Consider the following 19,864-nt stretch of genomic DNA (forward strand, 5'->3'; position numbering starts at 1 on the left):
ATGAGAAATTAAAATGTATAGAGATGCCGAATAAAGGTTTTTCTTCTTTCAATAATTAGGTACAATAAAGTGAAACTTTAATCAGTGGGGGGGCCATCCCCACTGATTATTAGTTGAACCAATCGGGTTTTTACGGGCAGTTGATCTCCCACCTAACTCCCTTGCATTCATCGAATTTTGAGGTGGGAGTCTTACTGCCCGTTAATACGGGATAAAGCTACTATGGAAGGGGAAGATACGCTATGCCTGGTACAAAAAGTGGGATTGGAAAGATTCAGGCTTCGTTAAATGGTTTATCACCGAAATTACGAAGTATTGCCGAACATATTTTGAAACATCCACAAGATGTTGTACATAAATCGATTACGGAATTAGCGGAAGTTACGAATAGTTCCGAAGCAACGATATTCCGCTTATGCAAACACTTAGGTTTTCAAGGGTTCCAAGACTTGAAAATTACATTAGCTCGTGAGATTGTACATACCCCGATGCAAAATATTCATGAGGAAGTATCGGTAGAAGATAATATTGTCACTGTTGCTAAAAAAGTTTTTCATTCACATATTACAGGACTGCAAGATACATTACATTTGTTAAACGATAACGCGTTGGAACAGGCAGTAAGTGCGCTGAATGAAGCGAAACGAATTGAGTTTTATGGAAATGGTGGTTCAGGTATTATTGCGATGGATGCTTATCATAAGTTTATGAGAACGGGTATTTCTTGTATTGCTCATACGGATTCACATTTTCAAATTATGGGAGCTGGCTTGCTGACAAAAAAAGCAGTGGTCATTGCAATTTCTCATTCGGGCAGTAATAAAGGTTTACTTGAAGCGTTAGAAGTAGCGAAAGCAAGAGGGGCCAAAATTATTGCGATTACGAGCTATCAAAAATCGGCATTAAGCCAACTTGCTCATATAACATTATATACTTCGACGCGTGAGACGGAATTTCGTACAGAAGCAAGTTCGTCACGATTAGCGCAGCTTAGTTTATTAGATACTTTGTATGTGGGATTGTCATTGCAGCGACAAGAGGAAACACTACAAAATTTACAAAGTATACGTGAAACTATTTCGATGAAGCGAATATAAAAAGCTCTTCAAATGAAGAGCTTTTTATATTGGCGAGTAGTCTGTTGATATACCCTCTAGATCTACTTGTTCTAAGTGTCTATAGAAATATGCCAATTACCTATAATAATAATCTCTCATCTTTTAGACCATTCATTTTTTAAACCTCGATATTTTGCATATGAAATTTAACAAGTAGCTTGATACATCAAAATACGTATTGGGTAATAATTCAAATATTGTTCAAAATTTTACAATAAGCTTATGAAATTCCATGTTATGATGAACCTGTAATGATGATTGAACACTTAAATTTGGTACAATAATTAGCCAAAATAGTGAGGACAGTAGTTGTGAGATAAACTCATTAAAACTCTAAAACACTAAAGGGGAGATCACATATGAAAGCAGTAGTAGTTAATAAAAACAGCAAAGCAAATATTGAAGTTATTGAAAAAGAATTACGTCCGTTACACTCGGGTGAAGCGCTAGTAGATGTAGAGTATTGTGGAGTTTGCCACACTGATTTACACGTTGCGAATCATGATTTTGGAAACACCGATGGCCGCATCCTTGGTCATGAGGGTGTAGGTATTGTTACTAAAATTGCTGATGATGTTACTTCACTAAAGATAGGTGACCGTGTAAGTATTGCATGGATGTTCCAATCTTGTGGACGTTGTGAATATTGCGTAACGGGGAGAGAAACATTCTGCCGTGAAGTGAAAAATGCTGGTTATTCAGTAGATGGTGGTATGGCTGAACAATGTATTGTTACAGCTGATTATGCGGTGAAGGTACCAGAAGGATTAGATCCTGCTCAAGCATCATCAATTACATGTGCGGGCGTAACTACATATAAAGCTATAAAAGTATCAGACATTAAACCTGGTCAACCTATCGTAATCTATGGTTGTGGTGGATTAGGTAACCTAGCTATTCAATATGCTAAAAACGTATTTGGTGCAAAGGTAATTGCAGTAGATATCAATGACGACAAATTAGCCTTAGCAAAAGAAGTTGGTGCTGATATGACTATCAATCCGATTTCTCAAGGTCCTGCTGATAAAATTGTTCAAGAGGAGTTTGGTGGTGCTTATGCTGCTGTAGTAACAGCAGTTTCTAAAGTAGCCTTTAACTCAGCAGTTGATGCAGTACGTGCTTGCGGTAAAGTAGTTGCGGTAGGTTTACCAGTAGAAACTATGGATTTAAACATTCCACGACTTGTATTAGACGGAATTGAAGTAGTTGGTTCTCTAGTTGGTACTCGTAAGGATCTGGAGGAGGCATTTATGTTCGGCGCAGAAGGAAAAGTAGTGCCAGTTGTTCAAACGTGTTCTCTAGATAAAGTACAAAACGTATTCGAAGAAATGGAACAAGGTAGAATTCAAGGGCGTATGGTAATCGATTTTAAACAGTATAATTGTGAGTGTAAATAATTCATTTTAAATATAAAAAGCATGAGTCTAGCAAAGGTCATTTAAAGAAGTTAGACGGCATAAAAAAGATGATCCCTCGTATTCAATAGGGATCATCTTTTTTATATTCTACTAATATCAATGCCAATTAATACTTGATTGATGAGACATGATTAAAGGTTCACTTTATCTACAAACGAAAAAGAATCTTTACTTTTAACAAATTTTTTATGATTTGGAACGGTTTGAATTGCTACAACTTGCGAATCTCTTGCTTTCAGTGCATCTTGAATCCCGATTGTCATAAGCTTAATAAATAGAATCGTAATAAAGAATGAAACGAGAGTATACAAAATAATCCACCATGAAATATTCATTTCATAACGATTTAATCCAATAAGACCTGCCCAATCATTAGATAGAGAAACAGGTTTGGGTACTCCGTCATAGAGTTCCCGCATTTGTATCCCGCCAATTACAATGTTAAGCAACGCTAAATGGATAACGAGTATGAGTGCTTGGACGATATGTTCCATGAATAACACAAATAAGCGATCAAGTAATAAGACTCGTAAATGTTTTTTGATAATATGAAAACGGCTAGCACCCAGTAATTGTGAACTTAAAATGTAATCTCGTTTCATAAATTCATCAACCTCAGAGGAGATATATAAAGAAAGTGTAGGTAGAGCGACGAAAATAAGTACGAGAACTTGATAAAACGTAAATGAAATATTTGGATCTAATCTATCAGCATTTGATGTAATTACAATATTAACGGGCGTGATGAGTATGAATGCGATAAATAGAGTTGGGATATAATAAAAAACTTCTGAGCATGCCTGGAAAAATCTCTTGAATCTTGGAGCGTATAAACTTAAGAGGATTCCTATACATGTTCCGCATAAAATTCGAAAGAAGCTAATTGCCACGGCTAATAAAATGGTGAATTTTGCTCCTTCTACAATTTGTAAGAAAACAGACTCTCCAAAACGATCAGATCCAAAAGGTGGCATTAACGATGGCGAAAAGGGGGCCTTTCCAAGTAATTCGTTATTGTCATTGTAAAGTAACTGAGGAGGTTTTGGGATGTTATCTTTAAAGAACCAACTATAAATAAAACTAGCTGAAACAAGTATGAATAGATAAGTAAACCCGATTAAAAATCGTTTTGATTTCCAAATAGATTTCATAATGCTGCTCCTTTCAATTGCTTTTGCCATCTATTCATCATGAATGAGATTATTTGAAAAATGGCATAAAACGGTAAAATAATCATAACAAGTATGATAAATGCAGCTGGAGGTGATATAAACGCCTTCTTAAATAAAAATTGAATAATGCCTTCCATATTAAAAACAAATTCTAAAATGAATAAGTTAGAAAGTAAGAAAACAAAAATCGTTTTTAAATGGTGAAAGAAGTGGATAGATATATTTTTGAATAAATGAATGCATAGTATATAACTTGATGAAAGTCCTTTTCCATATGCAACCTCTACGTAATGTTTTTCATGTTCTTCTTTTATGTATAACACCATCATCCGAAACATTTGTAATGTAGGTAAGACTGCTAAAGATAAAATAGGGAGTAAATAAGCTCGATTTTCATTAAAAGAAATAATGGTGACAGGAGATTCCCCGAATTTCTGAAGTACCCATATGAAAAATATTTGCAAACAAATCATCATCATCATATCAGGGACAGCTTCTAATATGAACACAATTCGGTTTATCCATTTTTTTATATAATCTTTTGCTAAAAAATAAAAAAATGCCATACTAGATGATAGAAAGAGTGCAAGCAAAAAGGCTATAAATAATACAGTAAATGAATATAGGTAAGGTTCTAAAACAGTTGGAAATAATGGTGTCTTTTTGAAATGACCAAATTTCGGGTCTGATCCTATAACTACTAATGATTCAGGGGAGAAAACCTGTTTTAACATAGTAACGATCTGATTAAAAAAATGAATTGGTTGAAAAGTGAATCCCTGTTGAGTGATAAATAAATAAGGTAAATTTAGTAATAGTAAGAGTGATAAAAGAATTGATGAAAGTTTTATTGTGAATTGAGATATTTTATATAACATTAAATCCCTCCGACATCTTTTTACAACATTATACAATAAAATTCATATTTTGTTTTGATTTTTCAGAAAAATATAAATACTATTAGATTTTATAGTATGGGACATATATTTACAAGGTAAAAAAGTGATAGTAGGGAGCCACGCCCTATGTCCATCAAGCTAAGAAAACGAGAACTTATATATTATTATCTTTAGGTGGAGGGGAAAGAATGTTTGATAAATTAAAAAGGTTATTTAAAAAAGATAAAGAGAATGATTAAGAAGATGAGAGGTAGATTTTTGTTTGAAAAAAATTTTCTTTTCATAACTTGATTTATGAAAAAATATTTTATATACTAATTCATGTAAACGGTTTACTAGATCGTATTTTGCTAGAAACGAAGGGAAGATTCGCATGGAAACAAGGGGAGAGTAATCGGGGTTGACATCGGTACCACAAGTACGAAAACGGTTGTATTCACTGAGAAAGGAAAAGTCGTTGCTTCACATGCAATTGATTATCCAATTATTCAACCGAACGTCGGATGGGCTGAGCAAGATCCTGATGTAATATGTGCTGCTGTATATAAAACTGTAAGCGTTGCCATCGAAAAGTGTAATGTGTCACCGGAAGATATTTCTTCAATCGGTATTAGTACAGCAATGCACGCCTTAATTGCAGTAGATGAAAACGGTGCGCCGTTAACGCGCTCTATTATTTGGGCAGATAATAGAAGCACAAAGCAATCAGAAAAACTATTACAACAAATGAATGGTCATGACATTTATAGAAGAACTGGTACACCGATTCATCCGATGTCACCACTTTCTAAATTATTGTGGATGAAAGAAGAAGAAACGGAGTTATTCAGAACTGCTCATAAATTTATTTCCATTAAAGAGTATGTCATTTATCAATTATTTTCACGCTATGTAGTTGATTATTCTATCGCATCTGCTACAGGGTTATTTAATTTAAAAACATTAAACTGGGATGAAGATGTTTTAACTATGTTAAATATGTCACCAGAACAATTATCAACACCTGTACCAACTACATATATTTTATCGGGAATGAAGCCGGAATTAGCACAAAAGATGGGTATTAGTGAGGATACTCCGGTTGTTATTGGTGCAAGTGATGGTGTTCTTGCAAATGTAGGTGTCGGTGCAATATCACCTGGCTCAGCTGCAATTACGATCGGGACAAGTGGTGCGGTTCGAACAATTTCATCGAGTGTTAATACAGATGAAAAAGGAAGAACTTTTTGTTACGCATTAACAGATGAGCACTGGGTGATCGGCGGACCAACGAATAACGGTGGAATATTACTTAGATGGTTACGTGATGAATTTGGTAGCCCAGAGCAAGAGGTAGCAAGAAAGCTTGGAATTGATCCTTATGATTTATTAATTAAGTATGCAGAAAGTGTACCAGCTGGAGCAGATGGATTACTATTTTTACCCTTTCTATCTGGAGAACGTGCACCCTACTGGAATGCAAATGCTCGAGGTACATTCTTCGGGATAAACCTTCAGCATAAACGAGAACATTTCATACGAGCAGTTATGGAAGGTGTTTGTATGAGTGTGTATTCAGTAGCACTTGCCATTCGAGATTGTACAGGGCCACTTACTGAAATACGTGTTTCAGGAGGCTTTGCGAAATCTGCATTTTGGAGACAAATGTTATCCGACATGATGGGGAAAGAATTGCTTGTTCCAGAAAGTCATGAAGCATCTGCGCTTGGGGCAGCAGCACTTGCTTTGTATGCAATTGGGAAAATTGATTCTCTTGAAGAGGTGAAGGATTGGATTGATATTGTCCATCACCATGTACCGAATAAAGAAAATACGGCTTTATATTTAGAGATGTTTTATATGTATGAACGACTTTACAATCGTTTGAAAGAAGAATTTGATTGTATAGCCGCTTTCCAACGTAAACAATAGGGGGATTGGGAGAAATGGTAGTTGGGATCGTACTAGCGGCTGTTGTTATATTACTTTTACTAATTACGGTAGTAAAATGGCATCCATTTGTCGCGTTAATTTTAACAGCAATCGGAGTTGGGCTAGCAATGGGGATGCCCTTAATTGGAACTTCACCACAACATCCGGGGATTATCGATTCTATTAAATTAGGTCTCGGTAATACGTTAGGGTTTTTAGCGATTGTTTTAGCTTTAGGAACAATGCTTGGAAAAATGATGGCTGAATCTGGCGGTGCTGAACGAATTGCTAACACATTAATTGGACGTTTTGGGAAAAAGCGTGTTCACTGGGCAATGATGTTCGTTGCATTTATAGTAGGGATTCCGGTATTTTTCCAAGTTGGATTTGTACTATTAATTCCGTTAGTATTTACAATTGCGTTAGAAACAGGGGTATCACTTATTACGATCGGTATTCCGCTAGTAGCAGGTCTTTCGGTTGTACACGGACTTGTTCCACCGCATCCAGCAGCTATGGCAGCGGTAGGTATATTTAAAGCAGATGTAGGGAAGACAATTTTGTATGCATTAATTGTCGGACTTCCAACTGCAATAATTGCAGGTCCGCTTTACGGGAAATGGATTGGTGCTCGTATACATAAAGAAGTACCGTTAGATATAGCGGAGCAATTTATTGAAAGAGATAAGAAGAAGGAACTTCCTAGCTTCGGAAATACATTGTTTACTATTTTACTTCCAGTATTTCTTATGCTAGGTGCATCGATAGCGGAAGTAGCATTAAATAAAACAAGCCAACTTGCACAAGTATTGCATTTTATTGGAGATCCAATAGTCGCATTATTAATTGCAACGATATATTCTTTCTTTAGTCTTGGCTATGCAAAAGGGTTTTCTAAAGACAAAGTCTTACAAGTTACAAATGATTGTTTAGGCCCAATTGCAAACATACTGTTAGTTATCGGTGCAGGTGGTGCATTTAATAAAGTGTTATTAGATTCTGGGATCGGAACTACAATTGCGGAGATGGCGAAAGAATCACATATTTCACCGATATTATTAGGTTGGGGAATTGCTGCACTTATCCGAGTTGCAACGGGATCGGCTACTGTTTCTATGATGACAGCAGCTGGAATTGTAGCACCGATTGCAGCAAGTACACCAGGAGTAAATGTAGAGTTACTGGCACTTGCAACAGGAGCAGGGTCATTAATATTATCGCATGTAAATGATTCTGGATTTTGGATGATTAAAGAGTATTTCGGAATGACTGTGAAAGAAACATTATTAACATGGACCGCAATGGAGACAATATTATCTGTTGTAGCACTTGGATTAATTTCGTTATTAAATATATTTGTATAGAATGGGAGATTGATTAATATGAAACTAGGTTTAATTGGATTAGGAAAAATGGGATTCCCATTAGCTGAACACTTACATGAAGACAAGCATGAAGTAGTTGTATACGATGTAAATAATGAGCTTGTTGAAAAGGCAAGGGAATTAGGGATTACTGCTCGTCATACATTAAAAGAAATGATCTCTGAATTAGAAGCACCTCGTACAATTTGGGTAATGGTACCTGCAGGAGAAGTTGTTGAGTCAGTACTAAAAGATGTATATCCATTATTAGAGGAAGGCGATATCGTTATTGAAGGTGGAAATTCATTCTATAAGGATACGTTACGCCGTGCTGAAGAAGCGAAAAGCTTTGGCTTACATTATGTAGATATCGGTACATCAGGCGGTGTAGAAGGAGCTAGATACGGCGCTTGCTTAATGGTTGGTGGAGAAAAAGAAATTTATGATCAACTAGAACCTTTATTTAAAGATTTAGCAGTAGAAAATGGTTATTCATATGCAGGCCGCGTCGGTAGTGGGCATTTCTTAAAAATGGTTCACAACGGTATTGAATACGGAATGATGCAAGCAATCGCTGAAGGATTTGAAGTACTAGATAAAAGTGATTTTGATTTCAATTATGAAGATGTTGCAAAAGTATGGGCAAACGGATCGGTTATCCGTGGTTGGTTAATGGACTTAACTGAAAAAGCATTTGCAGAAGATCCGAAACTTGATGGCATTAAAGGTGTTATGAACTCTTCAGGAGAAGGGAAATGGACTGTTGAAACAGCGCTTGAATTACAAGCAGCGGCACCAGTTATCGCTATGTCATTATTTATGCGCTACCGTTCACAAGAAGATGATACATTCCACGGAAAAGTGGTTTCTGCACTTCGTAATCAATTCGGTGGACATGAGGTTGTGAAAAAATAGGAAATATTAGTTTTGTGAAACTCATACGAAAGTATGAGTTTTTTTATTTCTCATACTATTTAATGAAAGTTTTTCCCTCTTTTTACTGTGTTTTGTATAGAAATTTCTGATAATATATAAATATAACTTGAAAACAAAGGGGAGAAATAATTATGAAACTAGTCGTTATTAACGGTACACCAAGAAAATTCGGTAGAACTCGCGTTGTGGCAAAATATATTGCAGAGCAATTTGAAGGGGAGTTATACGATTTAGCAGTAGCGGAATTGCCTTTATATAATGGAGAAGAATCACAACGTGAATTAGAGGCAGTAAAAAAATTAAAAGCTTTAGTGAAAGCTGCGGATGGAGTAGTACTATGTACACCAGAATATCATAATGCGATGAGCGGAGCGCTGAAAAATTCGTTAGATTACTTAAGTAGCAGTGAATTCATCCATAAGCCTGTCGCATTACTAGCAGTTGCTGGAGGAGGTAAAGGGGGAATAAACGCATTAAATAGTATGCGCACTGTCGCTAGAGGCGTTTACGCAAATGCAATTCCAAAACAAGTCGTGCTTGATGGATTACATGTGCAAGATAGTGAACTTGGAGAAGATGCAAAACCATTAATTCATGATTTAGTTAAAGAATTAAAAGCATATATGAGCGTATATAAAGAGGTGAAAAAACAATTAGGAGTTGAGTGATATGTCCTCTCTTTATCATGATTCTCGCTTGTATTACATTCTAGGAGCCAATAGTTTATCCGCTATTGGTTCCGGGATTGTTATGATAACGATTCCGTGGTTGTTAATTAAGGAAAGTGGAGGAGAGACAACATTTGGTTATGTTTCTATCGTTGCGACTCTCATAATGTTTTTATTAACGCCATTTATTGGGCAAAGTATAGATCGTTTTTCAAGAAAATCTTTGTTGTTATGTAACGAAGGTATTGGGATAGCGATTATAGGAATGATGGCTATTTGGGGATTTGCTGGGCAATCATACAATTCTATTCATTACATTATTATTTATATAGCAGGTTCTTTCTATTATCTATTATTCTATCCCACAATATTTGCATTTAACCAAGAAATATTTCAATCAGAGCATTATAAAAGTTTAAGTGGCACGATGGAGATACAAGGACAATTAACGCAAGTTATTTCAGGAGCGGCTGCTAGCTTTTTAATTGAGATTATTTCTTTGAAATGGATCTTGTTAGTGGATATGTTAACTTTTGCAGGAGCATTTTTTCTTTTCTTATGTATACCGTATGTAAAGAAAAAAGAAGTAAAACGGAAAGCAACATTTAAGAAGCAATTGTTCGAAGGAATTCACTTTATGAAAAAGCGCCCTAAGTTATTTTGGTTTTTACTAGCGACTTATATGCCGTTTATCGGTGTCATGATGGCAAATTATTTAATCCCAGTATATATTTCAGATATACTCAAAGCTAGTGCCTCTGTATACGCAATTGAAGGTATGATGTACGGTGTCGGAGCGGTTCTTGCAGGAATAAGTATTCCAATCATGATGAAATATGTCAAAATAGAAATTTCAATCGTTATGACGATGGTTATTTATGTAATTTCAATTACCGCAATGATTATTGAGCCTTCCATTATGTTATTATATGGACTAGCGATTTTTCATGCGATTGGAAATGCTGGAACGAGAGTGGCGAGAAATGTATTGATGATGGAAGAAATTCCAAATGAAGTAATGGGACGTGTGGACAGCTTATTTCGATTAATTGGCACAGGAATTCGAATTGTATTATTAATGTTGTTTACGGCAGGCGTATCTAAAGCAGGGATAATGATCCCGTTTTACGTACTGAGCTGTATATTGATCCTATCATTAGGGATTGCTTTTTATTATGTAATTTCAAAACGTAAAACGGAAGCGAATGTGTCTAATAAATCAATTGTTTAAAAAATACTTCTGCCTCCTTTTCTTTTTCTATATAATAAAAAGAAAGGGAGTGTTAACTTATTTATGAACAAATGGATATTGCTTATAATCTTATTACTACCTCCGCTATACATCATTTATATGACGTTTCGAATGAATAAAGTTGCTCGTGAAACATTGAGTAATCACTCTCCATACGTTCTTATATTAGGTGCAAAGTTATTTGGAGATAGACCGTCTTTATCTCTTCAAAATCGTTTGGATGTGGCGCTCGAATATTTACATGCTCACCCTGAGGTGAAAGTAATTGTTTCAGGTGGTCAAGGGGAAGATGAAGATATACCGGAAGCTCACAGTATGAGAAACTATTTAATGGTACATGGTATAGATGAGAATCGTATTTTAATTGAAGACCGCTCTACAAATACGTATGAAAATTTAAAGTTTAGTATGGATTTATATGATGTAAAGCATGCGGTAGTTGTAAGTAATACGTATCATTTATATCGAACGAAAATAATTGCAAAGCGTTTAGGGATAAAGATGGAAGCTTTGGCTGCTGAAACACCGAGACGCTCTAAGAAAAAAGCGTATGTGCGTGAATATGCTGCAATTATGAAAACAATATTGTTCGACCGTTAGAGCTCAAATGAGAGCTCTTTTTTTGTATAATAAAGCGTATCATTTGAAATGAATGCTATATTCCATCAAAATAAAGGAAACAACATGAAAGGAGTTGTGTCTGTGATTCAATTTAATCATGTGTCAAAAGCGTATGAAGATGGCACAAAAGCAGTGGATTCACTACATTTAGAAATTAAAAAAGGAGAATTTTTTGTTCTCATTGGTCCGAGTGGTTGCGGGAAAACAACGACAATGAAGATGATTAACCGTTTAATTGAAACGACGGAAGGATCAATTTTAATCGATGGAAAAGATATTCAACAATATAACATAAACGAACTACGTTGGAATATAGGATACGTATTGCAGCAGATTGCGCTGTTTCCACATATGACAATTGCTGAAAATATTGCAGTTGTCCCTGAAATGAGAAAATGGACTAAAAAGGAAATAAAAGCACGTGTCGATGACTTGCTACAGATGGTTGGGCTCGATCCAGATGTATATCGTGATCGTATGCCAGATGAATTGTCGGGAGGGCAGAAACAACGTGTTGGTGTCGTACGGGCATTAGCCGCAAACCCGAAAATTGTACTTATGGACGAACCATTTAGTGCGTTAGATCCGTTAAGTAGGGAGCAGCTCCAGAAGGATATCGTACAACTGCAAAAAAAGATTCAAAAAACAATCGTGTTCGTAACGCACGATATGCAAGAGGCTTTATCACTTGGTGATCGTATTTGTGTAATGAAAGAAGGAAAAGTTGTTCAATTAGATACACCAGAAGGAATTATACATAACCCGAAAAATGAGTTTGTAGAGGAGTTCATTGGAAATCGTGGACGACCTTGGTATGAGGGGAAGAGTATAGAAGAGGTATTGCCGCTAGACGAGGGTATACGAATTGAAGGGAATGCTTTATCTTTACATTCGTCATTACAAGAAGCACTAGTCCGCTTACAAACTGAAGAGTCAGTGCCGGTTGAAGAGCATGGTCAATATGTTGGAGCGTTAACAAGTCGTCATATTGTCAATTACATTGTTGAACAAATGAAGGAAAGAGGCTAAACAGTGACTGATTTTATTCAAACGTTCCAAGAACGAAAAGTAGAATTGCTAAGTGCATTAAGTGAGCATTTACAAATATCGCTTATTTCACTATTTTTTGCAGTAATTATTGCAGTGCCGCTCGGCATTATATTAACGAGAAAAGAACGAATGGCTGAATTTATTATAGGGACTTCTGCTGTTATGCAGACAGTGCCCTCACTTGCTTTACTTGGACTATTAATTCCGTTAGTAGGAATTGGAAAACTGCCAGCTATAATCGCATTAGTTGTGTATGCACTATTACCTATTTTACGAAATACATATACAGGAATACGGGAATTAGATGAATCACTTATAGAAGCGGCGAGAGCTATGGGGATGAATAGCTGGAAAAGATTATGGAAGGTAGAGCTTCCGCTCGCATTGCCAATTATTATGGCTGGTATTCGTACAGCGATGGTATTAATTGTTGGAACGGCTACATTAGCTGCTTTAATAGGCGCTGGTGGGCTCGGTAAGCTCATATTATTAGGCATAGATCGAAATGACCATGCGCTTATCATTTTAGGGGCCTTACCAGCTGCGTTACTCGCTTTATTCTTTGATATAGTACTTCGCATACTTGAGAGCCCGAAACGCTCTTCTAAGCGCGTTATATTGACGATATGTATAGTTGTAGTAATGATAGCTGCTCCATTTCTTTGGAATACCGAAAAGAAAGATATAGTTATTGCTGGTAAACTTGGATCTGAACCAGAAATATTAATTCAAATGTACAAGCAACTTATTGAACAGGATACAGATTTACAAGTGGAATTAAAGCCAGGCCTTGGAAAAACAGCATTTGTATTCGAAGCGTTAAAATCAGGTGAAGTAGATATATACCCAGAATTTTCAGGTACAGCTTTATCTACTTTCGTGAAAGAAGAACCGAAAAGTACAAATCGTGATGAAGTATATGAACAAGCTCGTATTGGAATGGAAAAGAAATATAATATGGTTATGTTAAAGCCAATGGAGTATAACAATACATACGCACTAGCCATGCCGAAAAAAATAGCAGATCAAAATAACATAAATACAATTTCTGATTTAGGAAAAATTGCACAGGAAGCTAAAGTAGGATTTACATTAGAATTTGCTGATCGTGAAGATGGTTATAAAGGAATGCAAAAATTATATAACTATAAGTTTTCAAATGTTAAAACGATGGAACCGAAACTGCGCTATAGTGCAATACAATCGGGAGATGTTAACGTAATCGATGCATATTCAACAGATAGTGAACTTGAGCAATATGGGCTTAAAGTGCTAAAAGATGATAAAGGACTATTCCCGCCTTATCAAGGAGCATCATTATTAAGAAAAGAGACGTTACAGAAATATCCTGAACTCGAAAAAGTATTAAATAAATTATCTGGAAAGATTACAGATGAAGAAATGAGAAAAATGAATTATGAAGTAAATGTGAATGGGAAAAGTAGCGAAGAAGTCGCAAAACAATTTTTACAAAAAGAGAAGTTACTTCGTTAATTTTACAATAAATATACAATTTTATATGTATGAAATGACCGTTCATTACAAAATGAACGGTTTTTTTGTGCATACTTATACATTTTTTCAAAAAAGTATTCCATTTTTCTTCATTTTCTTTTAGAATAAGTAATGTTTTCCTGAAAAAATATAAGAGAAACGTCTATTAGAGAAAAAGGTGACTTTAATAGTTGAACGAACATAACACCTAGAATGACAGATGGGGTGGTACAAATAGAAAAGAAGTTAGGATTTTTTCCGTTAATCGCATTAGTAGTTGGAACGATGGTTGGTGGCGGTGTTTTTAGTTTACCGCATGATTTAGCAGTAGGAGCAAATAGTGGTGCAACGATAATTGGTTGGTGTATTACAGCAATGGGAATGATTCCACTTGCGCTCGTATATCAAACGTTAGCAAGACAAAAACCGGAGCTTGAGGGCGGAATCTATAGTTATGCACGAGCTGGATTCGGTGAATATATTGGTTTTAACAGTGCTTGGGGATACTGGCTAGCAGGGATTTTAGGAAATGTTGCAACAATTATGTTACTGTTTAGTACATTAGGTTACTTCTTCCCAATTTTTAAAGGCGGAAATAATGTTGCGTCAATCGTAGGTGCATCACTTTTATTATGGACATTGCATTTTCTAATTTTATTTGGAATTCGTGAAGCCTCCATTATGAATGTTATCGCAACGATTGGGAAATTAGTTCCGATCTTATTATTTATTGTCGTGATGGTAACAGCGTTTCGCTGGGATACATTTACACATGACTTTTGGGGCGAAGGAACTATCTCAGTTTCCTCTGTACTAGGTCAAGTGAAAAATACAATGCTCGTAACCCTTTGGGTGTTCATTGGGGTTGAAGGAGCAGTTGTATTATCAGGAAGAGCTAAAAATAGTAGAGACGTTGGAAAAGCGACAGTACTTGGACTTATTTTAGTAATGTCTATTTATATTTTAATTTCTGTTCTGTCAATGGGAGCCATGACAAGAAAAGAACTTTCAGTATTAGAGACTCCTTCAATGGGACATGTATTAGAACATGTTGTTGGGCCATGGGGTGCAATGGCAATTAATATTGGATTAGTTGCGTCACTTGTAGGTACATTAATTGGTTGGTTTTTACTTGTTTCTGAAATTTCTCACGTAGCAGGAAAAGACGGCGTGTTTCCGAAAGTCTTTACGAAAACAAATAAGAAACAAACGCCGCATATGGCATTGTGGATTTCAAATATCGTTGCCCAAACTATATTTATAATCGTTCTGTTTTCACAATCGACATATCAAATTATGTATTTTATTGCGTCAACATCTATATTACTGCCGTACTTATTATCAGCGCTATTTCAATTGAAATTAGTCATCACGAAAGAGCTGAAAGTTGCGAGAGTAAAAAATGGATTGTTAGCATTAATTGCTTCCCTATACTCTGTATGGTTAATTTATGCAGCTGGTTTAAAGAATTTATTGCTTGTTTCAATCGTATATGGTATTGGGATTCTCGTGTATATGTTTGCAAGAAAAGAAAAAGGGAATCGTTGTTTTGCAGGCAAAGAGCGATATGTGATGTGGGCAATTGTTATTGCAGCTATTACATCACTTTATATGTTACTGACAGGAACTATAAAAATGTAAAAGTCCTTTTAATTTAAAGGGCTTTTTTCCTTGTCTAGAGAATATTTAATACATAAGATATTCAGGAGGGATGAAAATGGAAGAAAAAGAACAGTTGTCTAGAATTATGGATTTAGCTAGTGATTTAAGGAAAGTATTAGTACAAGAATCTTTTTTTAATCATCATCCTGAACTTCGAGGCGTGATTGAAAATTTAGCGAGTTCTGTAGAGAATTTGGCGAGTTTGCAGCAAAATAAAGATGAAAATGCCGAAGATCGATTACGGTACGTACTTGCTAAAATGAAAATCGCTCATAATGCCATTTTACAAGAAAAAAAAGCATTTCCTTCTCATTAATATACGTTTTAATTTTGAACCTGACGGATGACGTCAGGTTTTTTATTTCTAGTTTTAGATTGTAGTTCATACAATAAGAATAGTATGAAAAAAAGAAGGTGACTACGTTGAAATTACATAAAGCTCTTCATCCAAGTTTTATAAAGCGAATGTATTATATGAGGTTTATTGGGAAGTTTGCAAAAGCTGAGGGAGAGAAGAATGGAGAAAATTTCTTTGTACAATGTCTTTCTTCAATACCTTTAACTTTACAAGAGTTATTTCCGACTGGAAAATATTTGTTTGAAGGATTATGCAGTAATAAAAAGAATGAAAAAATCTTTACTGATTTAAAGAAGCATAAATTAGAAAAGCAACTGGTTATGTTTCGTCTTTATTATGATCGTGGAAATTTATTTCTGGAATTAATATGCACAGAAGAGCCTCGGGAAATAGCATCTTCATATAAATTGATTCCTTCACCAAAGGTCTCAAATTATAAAAAGAGAGCGTCTTTGGAACGGAAGTTAAGCAACGGTTATTTATCATTTCTTATGCCTAAATTACCAAAAGACTTTGAGCCTCCAGAATTATTGTGGCATGAAGGAAGGCTATATGGAAATTTATCGTTAAAATCATCAATAAGTTCAATTTCATATTTTGAGCAAAGAAAAGAATGCAAATATATTGAAATAAACGATTGGATGAAACATGTAGAAATAGCAGTAGATGATCATTTATATTTTGTAAGTGAAAATGTGTATGACCAACTAAATAAACGAATTGCTGAAGAAGGTAAGTTAGTTGAAGTAGAAGATATTAAAATGCAAAAGGATGACTGGGAATGGGATGAGCGTGAATCCTCTTTTTTGCAGTATGTACAAAGTATGGTTCGTAATAAAGGGTTATATTTGGATGATACAGATATATATAATTTTCACATTAGTATTAAAACCAATATGTTAACAATTGTTGGTGGTATACCAGGTGTTGGGAAATCACGCTTTGTGCAAGCTTATGCAGAATCACTTGGGTTACGTTATGGGGAAGAATTAATTTGGATTCCGATTTCACCATCGTATCAAGAACCACATGATATTCTCGGTTACCTTCATCCGAATGGTAATTTTATTGAAAGTGAAACGAAGTTAGTTCGGACATTGTTAAAGGCTAAAGAAAATCCAAATCAATTGTATATAATTGTGTTCGATGAAATGAACATGTCACATATTGAGCATTGGTTTACTCCGTTTCTATCCGTTCTTCAACTTGAAAAGAAAAATCGTATTTTGAGTTTGTATGAGAAAGTACAAGAAATAGAAAATCAAATTCCACCTTCAGTGGAAATTGGTGAGAATATTATTTTCGTAGGCACTGTAAATTTTGATGAAACGACGAAAGAGCTTTCCGATCGATTATTAGATCGAACAAATTTGATTACATTACAAAAAATTCCGTTTTGCGAGATGAGTATAGAACATGAGAAAGTTGTTCAGCAACCCCCGCTGAAAGTAACAACGGGAGAATTTCGACTCAATTGGTTTAGGAATAAAGAGATGATCGAAGTGTATACTGAAGAGGAATTAGAGTTATTGGATAAGTTACATGATGTATTATCATCACACGATATATCAAAAGGAATTTCTTTCCGATGTGCAAGCGCAATCGCTACGTATTTGCAAAATATACCGTTCCAAAATAATCAGTCCTATATGATTAGCAGGGAAGAAGGTTTTGATTTGCAAATAAAGCAGCGTGTATTAACGAAATTAAGGGGGACAGAAATGACAGTGGGCCCTCTACTTTCTGAAGAAGCAAAAAGGGAAGCGACATTGATACCACTTTTACAGTCTCCGCTTGCAAATCGTGTATCTACATTTGAACATTCTTTAGCTTATATAAGACAAAAGCGTAGAGAACTGGAGCTGTATGGCTATGCAAAATGAGGAGCGTTATGAAACAGCAATCGTCGATACGAAAGAAACGCTCCCGTTTGTATTGAAGCTAATTATTGGTACTGAGGGGAAAGGCGATTTTATCCTTTTAAACCGGCTTTGTACGTCTACTACAGCATTAGTTCAATGTATTTATAAAGTACAGGAATTAAAACCACTGAAATTACATTTCCATTATCAAAATCCAATGGATATTACATTCATATGGAATAAAGTATATGAGGGACAAAAGAATATAAAAGAGTCACAATATGAATTAAATGAAAAAAAACAAAGAGTATTAGTGTATGAACATGGAAAAACTGAATTTTTTTATCCGTGGCGCTGTGGCTTATACCATTTTGAAGTGCGTATAGAAGATAAAACTTATTATGGTGCGTTTCAAGTTGTTCCTAAAAACTTTTTTGATGACCAATTTGAAATGATTCAAGATTATGTGAAGTCAATTTTAAACGAGTTAATTTTAGATAGAGGTTATTACAAGAAAACTTTCTCAGCACTTAGCGATATTGAAGATTCTTCTTATTTGGTATTGTTAAGAAAGTTGCCACAAAAAATGAAAAGAATAAAACAAATTTTTAAGAAAGTAGAATCGAATGCGGAATTTGTACACGAATATGAATGGGAAACGAAAGCGCGGAAGGCAACGAGAAAAACTGCCATTATGACAGAAAGAAAGCTTTATGCGAAATATTACAACCGTAAATTTAAGGAGCAAAAAAATAGTATTGAAAATGCATTTCTTAAATTTAAAACGATGCAATTCTATTATTATTTACTTGAAGCAGAAATTTTTGTACGTAAAACTATTGAAATACTAGAAGGAGAAAAGAAGAAAAAGTCAGATGAATTTCAAGCTGTTAAAACAATTATGAAAACGATTGAACGAAATGGATCCGTGACGGATAGGGAAAAACAAAAATATAGAAATCTACATTTACTGAAAGAAGCAGATTTACGGAAAAGTTCTGTGAAAATACAAGAATATAAAATATTAGCTCATATCGTATATGAAAGTGTGCAATACTTTCGAAATTTATTGTATTCTCCATTTTGGAGGGAAGTTTCTGAAACAGCTACCATTAATTCGAACACTTTATCTATACCGCATCAACAATTAATCCACCATTTAGAATTGTTACCGCAACATACGGAGCAACCTCCATCTTTATTATTCGTATATAAACCAACGTTTTTAGTGTATGAGTATTACGCTTTTTTTATCGTTATTTCTATATTAGAACAAATCGGATTTGAAGATAAGAATCCTATCCGTGAACAAATACAAGAACATTTTTATTTAGACGGATTACAAGATGGAACGACAGTGATTTTACATCGAGATGATATAAAAGTGCACGTCGCGTTTAATGATTTAATTGAAACACACCCTCTTATTGCACTAAGCAAAGGAAGTAATTTTTATAACGGAGAGGACACAAAGAAGCCGGATATTCGTTTAGATTGTTATGTAAAGGAAGAAGAGAAGTATGTATATAAATCTTCTATTATTATCGAAGTGAAATATAGTCCTATGTACAATATTTTTCAGCCTGTAGGTAATACGAAAGCAACTGAGCAAATGTATAAATACTGGTCTATTAAGTATGTAGAAGAACAGAATGGCAAAAGAATTTTTAAGCGAAGAGCGATTTATGAAGTGATTTGTGTATATCCAGGTAGCCATATGCATAGTAAAAAAATTGAATCTGGATGTGGATTGTTTTTACAACTATATCCATATAAAACGAAACAAGGAGAAGAGAAGTTGGCTGGGAAGCATGGGATGATTCAAATTTTTGAGAAATGGTTAAAAAGTAATAAAATGTAAAAGAAATCCTTTTTAATGAAGGATTTCTTTAGGTTAAGAAGAATTATATGCAGTACGGAAAGACACATTATACGGTTCGAACTTGATAGTGATTATCATTTTTTTATTAGAGTAATTGAATCTTGTTATGTTTGTAACAGTATGGGGAATTAAGGGGTTTTGCATGTGTATGAATGACTAATAAGTAGGAATTTAATTCATTTTGCAGAATATAATAA

16 protein-coding genes are annotated in these 19,864 nt (G+C 34.9%); 14 read left to right on the forward strand and 2 right to left on the reverse strand.

The annotated features are described in order from the left end of the window. The first annotated feature begins 242 nt into the window (after positions 1–242). Positions 243–1,097: a MurR/RpiR family transcriptional regulator gene (locus JFU23_RS26715; RefSeq protein ID WP_002031820.1), complete on the forward strand. Its 855-nt coding sequence runs from the start codon at positions 243–245 to the stop codon at positions 1,095–1,097. Between the two features lie 380 nt (positions 1,098–1,477). Further along, entirely contained in the window at positions 1,478–2,515 is a 1,038-nt protein-coding gene (adhP, locus tag JFU23_RS26720; RefSeq protein ID WP_201033127.1) for an alcohol dehydrogenase AdhP, read from the forward strand. A 152-nt stretch (positions 2,516–2,667) separates the two neighbouring features. On the opposite strand, the gene JFU23_RS26725 is transcribed toward adhP, so the two are convergent. Next, positions 2,668–3,687 carry an ABC transporter permease gene (locus JFU23_RS26725; RefSeq protein WP_201033128.1) on the reverse strand — a complete coding sequence of 340 codons (1,020 nt, stop codon included), beginning with the start codon at positions 3,685–3,687 and terminating at the stop codon, positions 2,668–2,670. Further along, positions 3,684–4,586, reverse strand: a complete 903-nt coding sequence (locus JFU23_RS26730) for an ABC transporter permease subunit (RefSeq protein WP_002127222.1) — start codon at positions 4,584–4,586, stop codon at positions 3,684–3,686. The genes JFU23_RS26725 and JFU23_RS26730 overlap by 4 nt, the downstream gene beginning before the upstream one ends. A gap of 414 nt (positions 4,587–5,000) precedes the next feature. On the opposite strand from JFU23_RS26730, the gene gntK reads away from it, so the two are divergent. The 12 genes from gntK to JFU23_RS26790 all read left to right on the forward strand — a co-directional run bounded on the left by gntK (position 5,001) and on the right by JFU23_RS26790 (position 19,646). Continuing rightward, positions 5,001–6,518: a gluconokinase gene (gene gntK, locus JFU23_RS26735; RefSeq protein WP_201033318.1), complete on the forward strand. Its 1,518-nt coding sequence runs from the start codon at positions 5,001–5,003 to the stop codon at positions 6,516–6,518. Between the two features lie 14 nt (positions 6,519–6,532). After that, positions 6,533–7,882 (forward strand): GntP family permease, encoded by a 1,350-nt coding sequence (locus JFU23_RS26740; RefSeq protein ID WP_002141651.1) that lies wholly within the window; start codon positions 6,533–6,535, stop codon positions 7,880–7,882. Positions 7,883–7,900: 18 nt separating this feature from the next. Further along, positions 7,901–8,797, forward strand: a complete 897-nt coding sequence (gene gnd / locus JFU23_RS26745; RefSeq protein ID WP_201033129.1) for a phosphogluconate dehydrogenase (NAD(+)-dependent, decarboxylating) — start codon at positions 7,901–7,903, stop codon at positions 8,795–8,797. A 152-nt stretch (positions 8,798–8,949) separates the two neighbouring features. After that, positions 8,950–9,486: an NADPH-dependent FMN reductase gene (locus JFU23_RS26750; protein ID WP_002031805.1), complete on the forward strand. Its 537-nt coding sequence runs from the start codon at positions 8,950–8,952 to the stop codon at positions 9,484–9,486. Position 9,487: 1 nt separating this feature from the next. Then, positions 9,488–10,717, forward strand: coding sequence for an MFS transporter (locus tag JFU23_RS26755; protein ID WP_201033130.1), 1,230 nt, complete (start codon positions 9,488–9,490; stop codon positions 10,715–10,717). Positions 10,718–10,780: 63 nt separating this feature from the next. After that, the gene (locus tag JFU23_RS26760) at positions 10,781–11,338 is read left to right on the forward strand and encodes a YdcF family protein (RefSeq protein WP_201033131.1); all 558 of its coding nucleotides are present in this window, start codon (positions 10,781–10,783) and stop codon (positions 11,336–11,338) included. 102 nt (positions 11,339–11,440) lie between these two features. Continuing rightward, entirely contained in the window at positions 11,441–12,388 is a 948-nt protein-coding gene (locus JFU23_RS26765; protein WP_033708324.1) for an ABC transporter ATP-binding protein, read from the forward strand. Between the two features lie 3 nt (positions 12,389–12,391). Continuing rightward, a complete protein-coding gene (locus JFU23_RS26770) occupies positions 12,392–13,903 on the forward strand; it encodes an ABC transporter permease/substrate-binding protein (protein ID WP_201033132.1) in 1,512 nt (503 codons plus the stop codon). 213 nt (positions 13,904–14,116) lie between these two features. Beyond that, positions 14,117–15,544, forward strand: a complete 1,428-nt coding sequence (locus JFU23_RS26775) for a basic amino acid/polyamine antiporter (protein ID WP_002085826.1) — start codon at positions 14,117–14,119, stop codon at positions 15,542–15,544. A gap of 76 nt (positions 15,545–15,620) precedes the next feature. Then, positions 15,621–15,881, forward strand: a complete 261-nt coding sequence (locus JFU23_RS26780) for a hypothetical protein (RefSeq protein WP_002085825.1) — start codon at positions 15,621–15,623, stop codon at positions 15,879–15,881. 107 nt (positions 15,882–15,988) lie between these two features. Then, positions 15,989–17,806 (forward strand): AAA family ATPase, encoded by a 1,818-nt coding sequence (locus JFU23_RS26785; protein WP_201033133.1) that lies wholly within the window; start codon positions 15,989–15,991, stop codon positions 17,804–17,806. Then, entirely contained in the window at positions 17,796–19,646 is a 1,851-nt protein-coding gene (locus JFU23_RS26790) for a hypothetical protein (RefSeq protein ID WP_201033134.1), read from the forward strand. The genes JFU23_RS26785 and JFU23_RS26790 overlap by 11 nt, the downstream gene beginning before the upstream one ends. Positions 19,647–19,864: the final 218 nt, after the last annotated feature.

Origin of the sequence: Bacillus sp. TH50 (genome assembly GCF_016650565.1) — a bacterium.
In the GTDB taxonomy this organism is placed as follows: Bacteria; Bacillota; Bacilli; order Bacillales; family Bacillaceae_G; genus Bacillus_A; species Bacillus_A mycoides.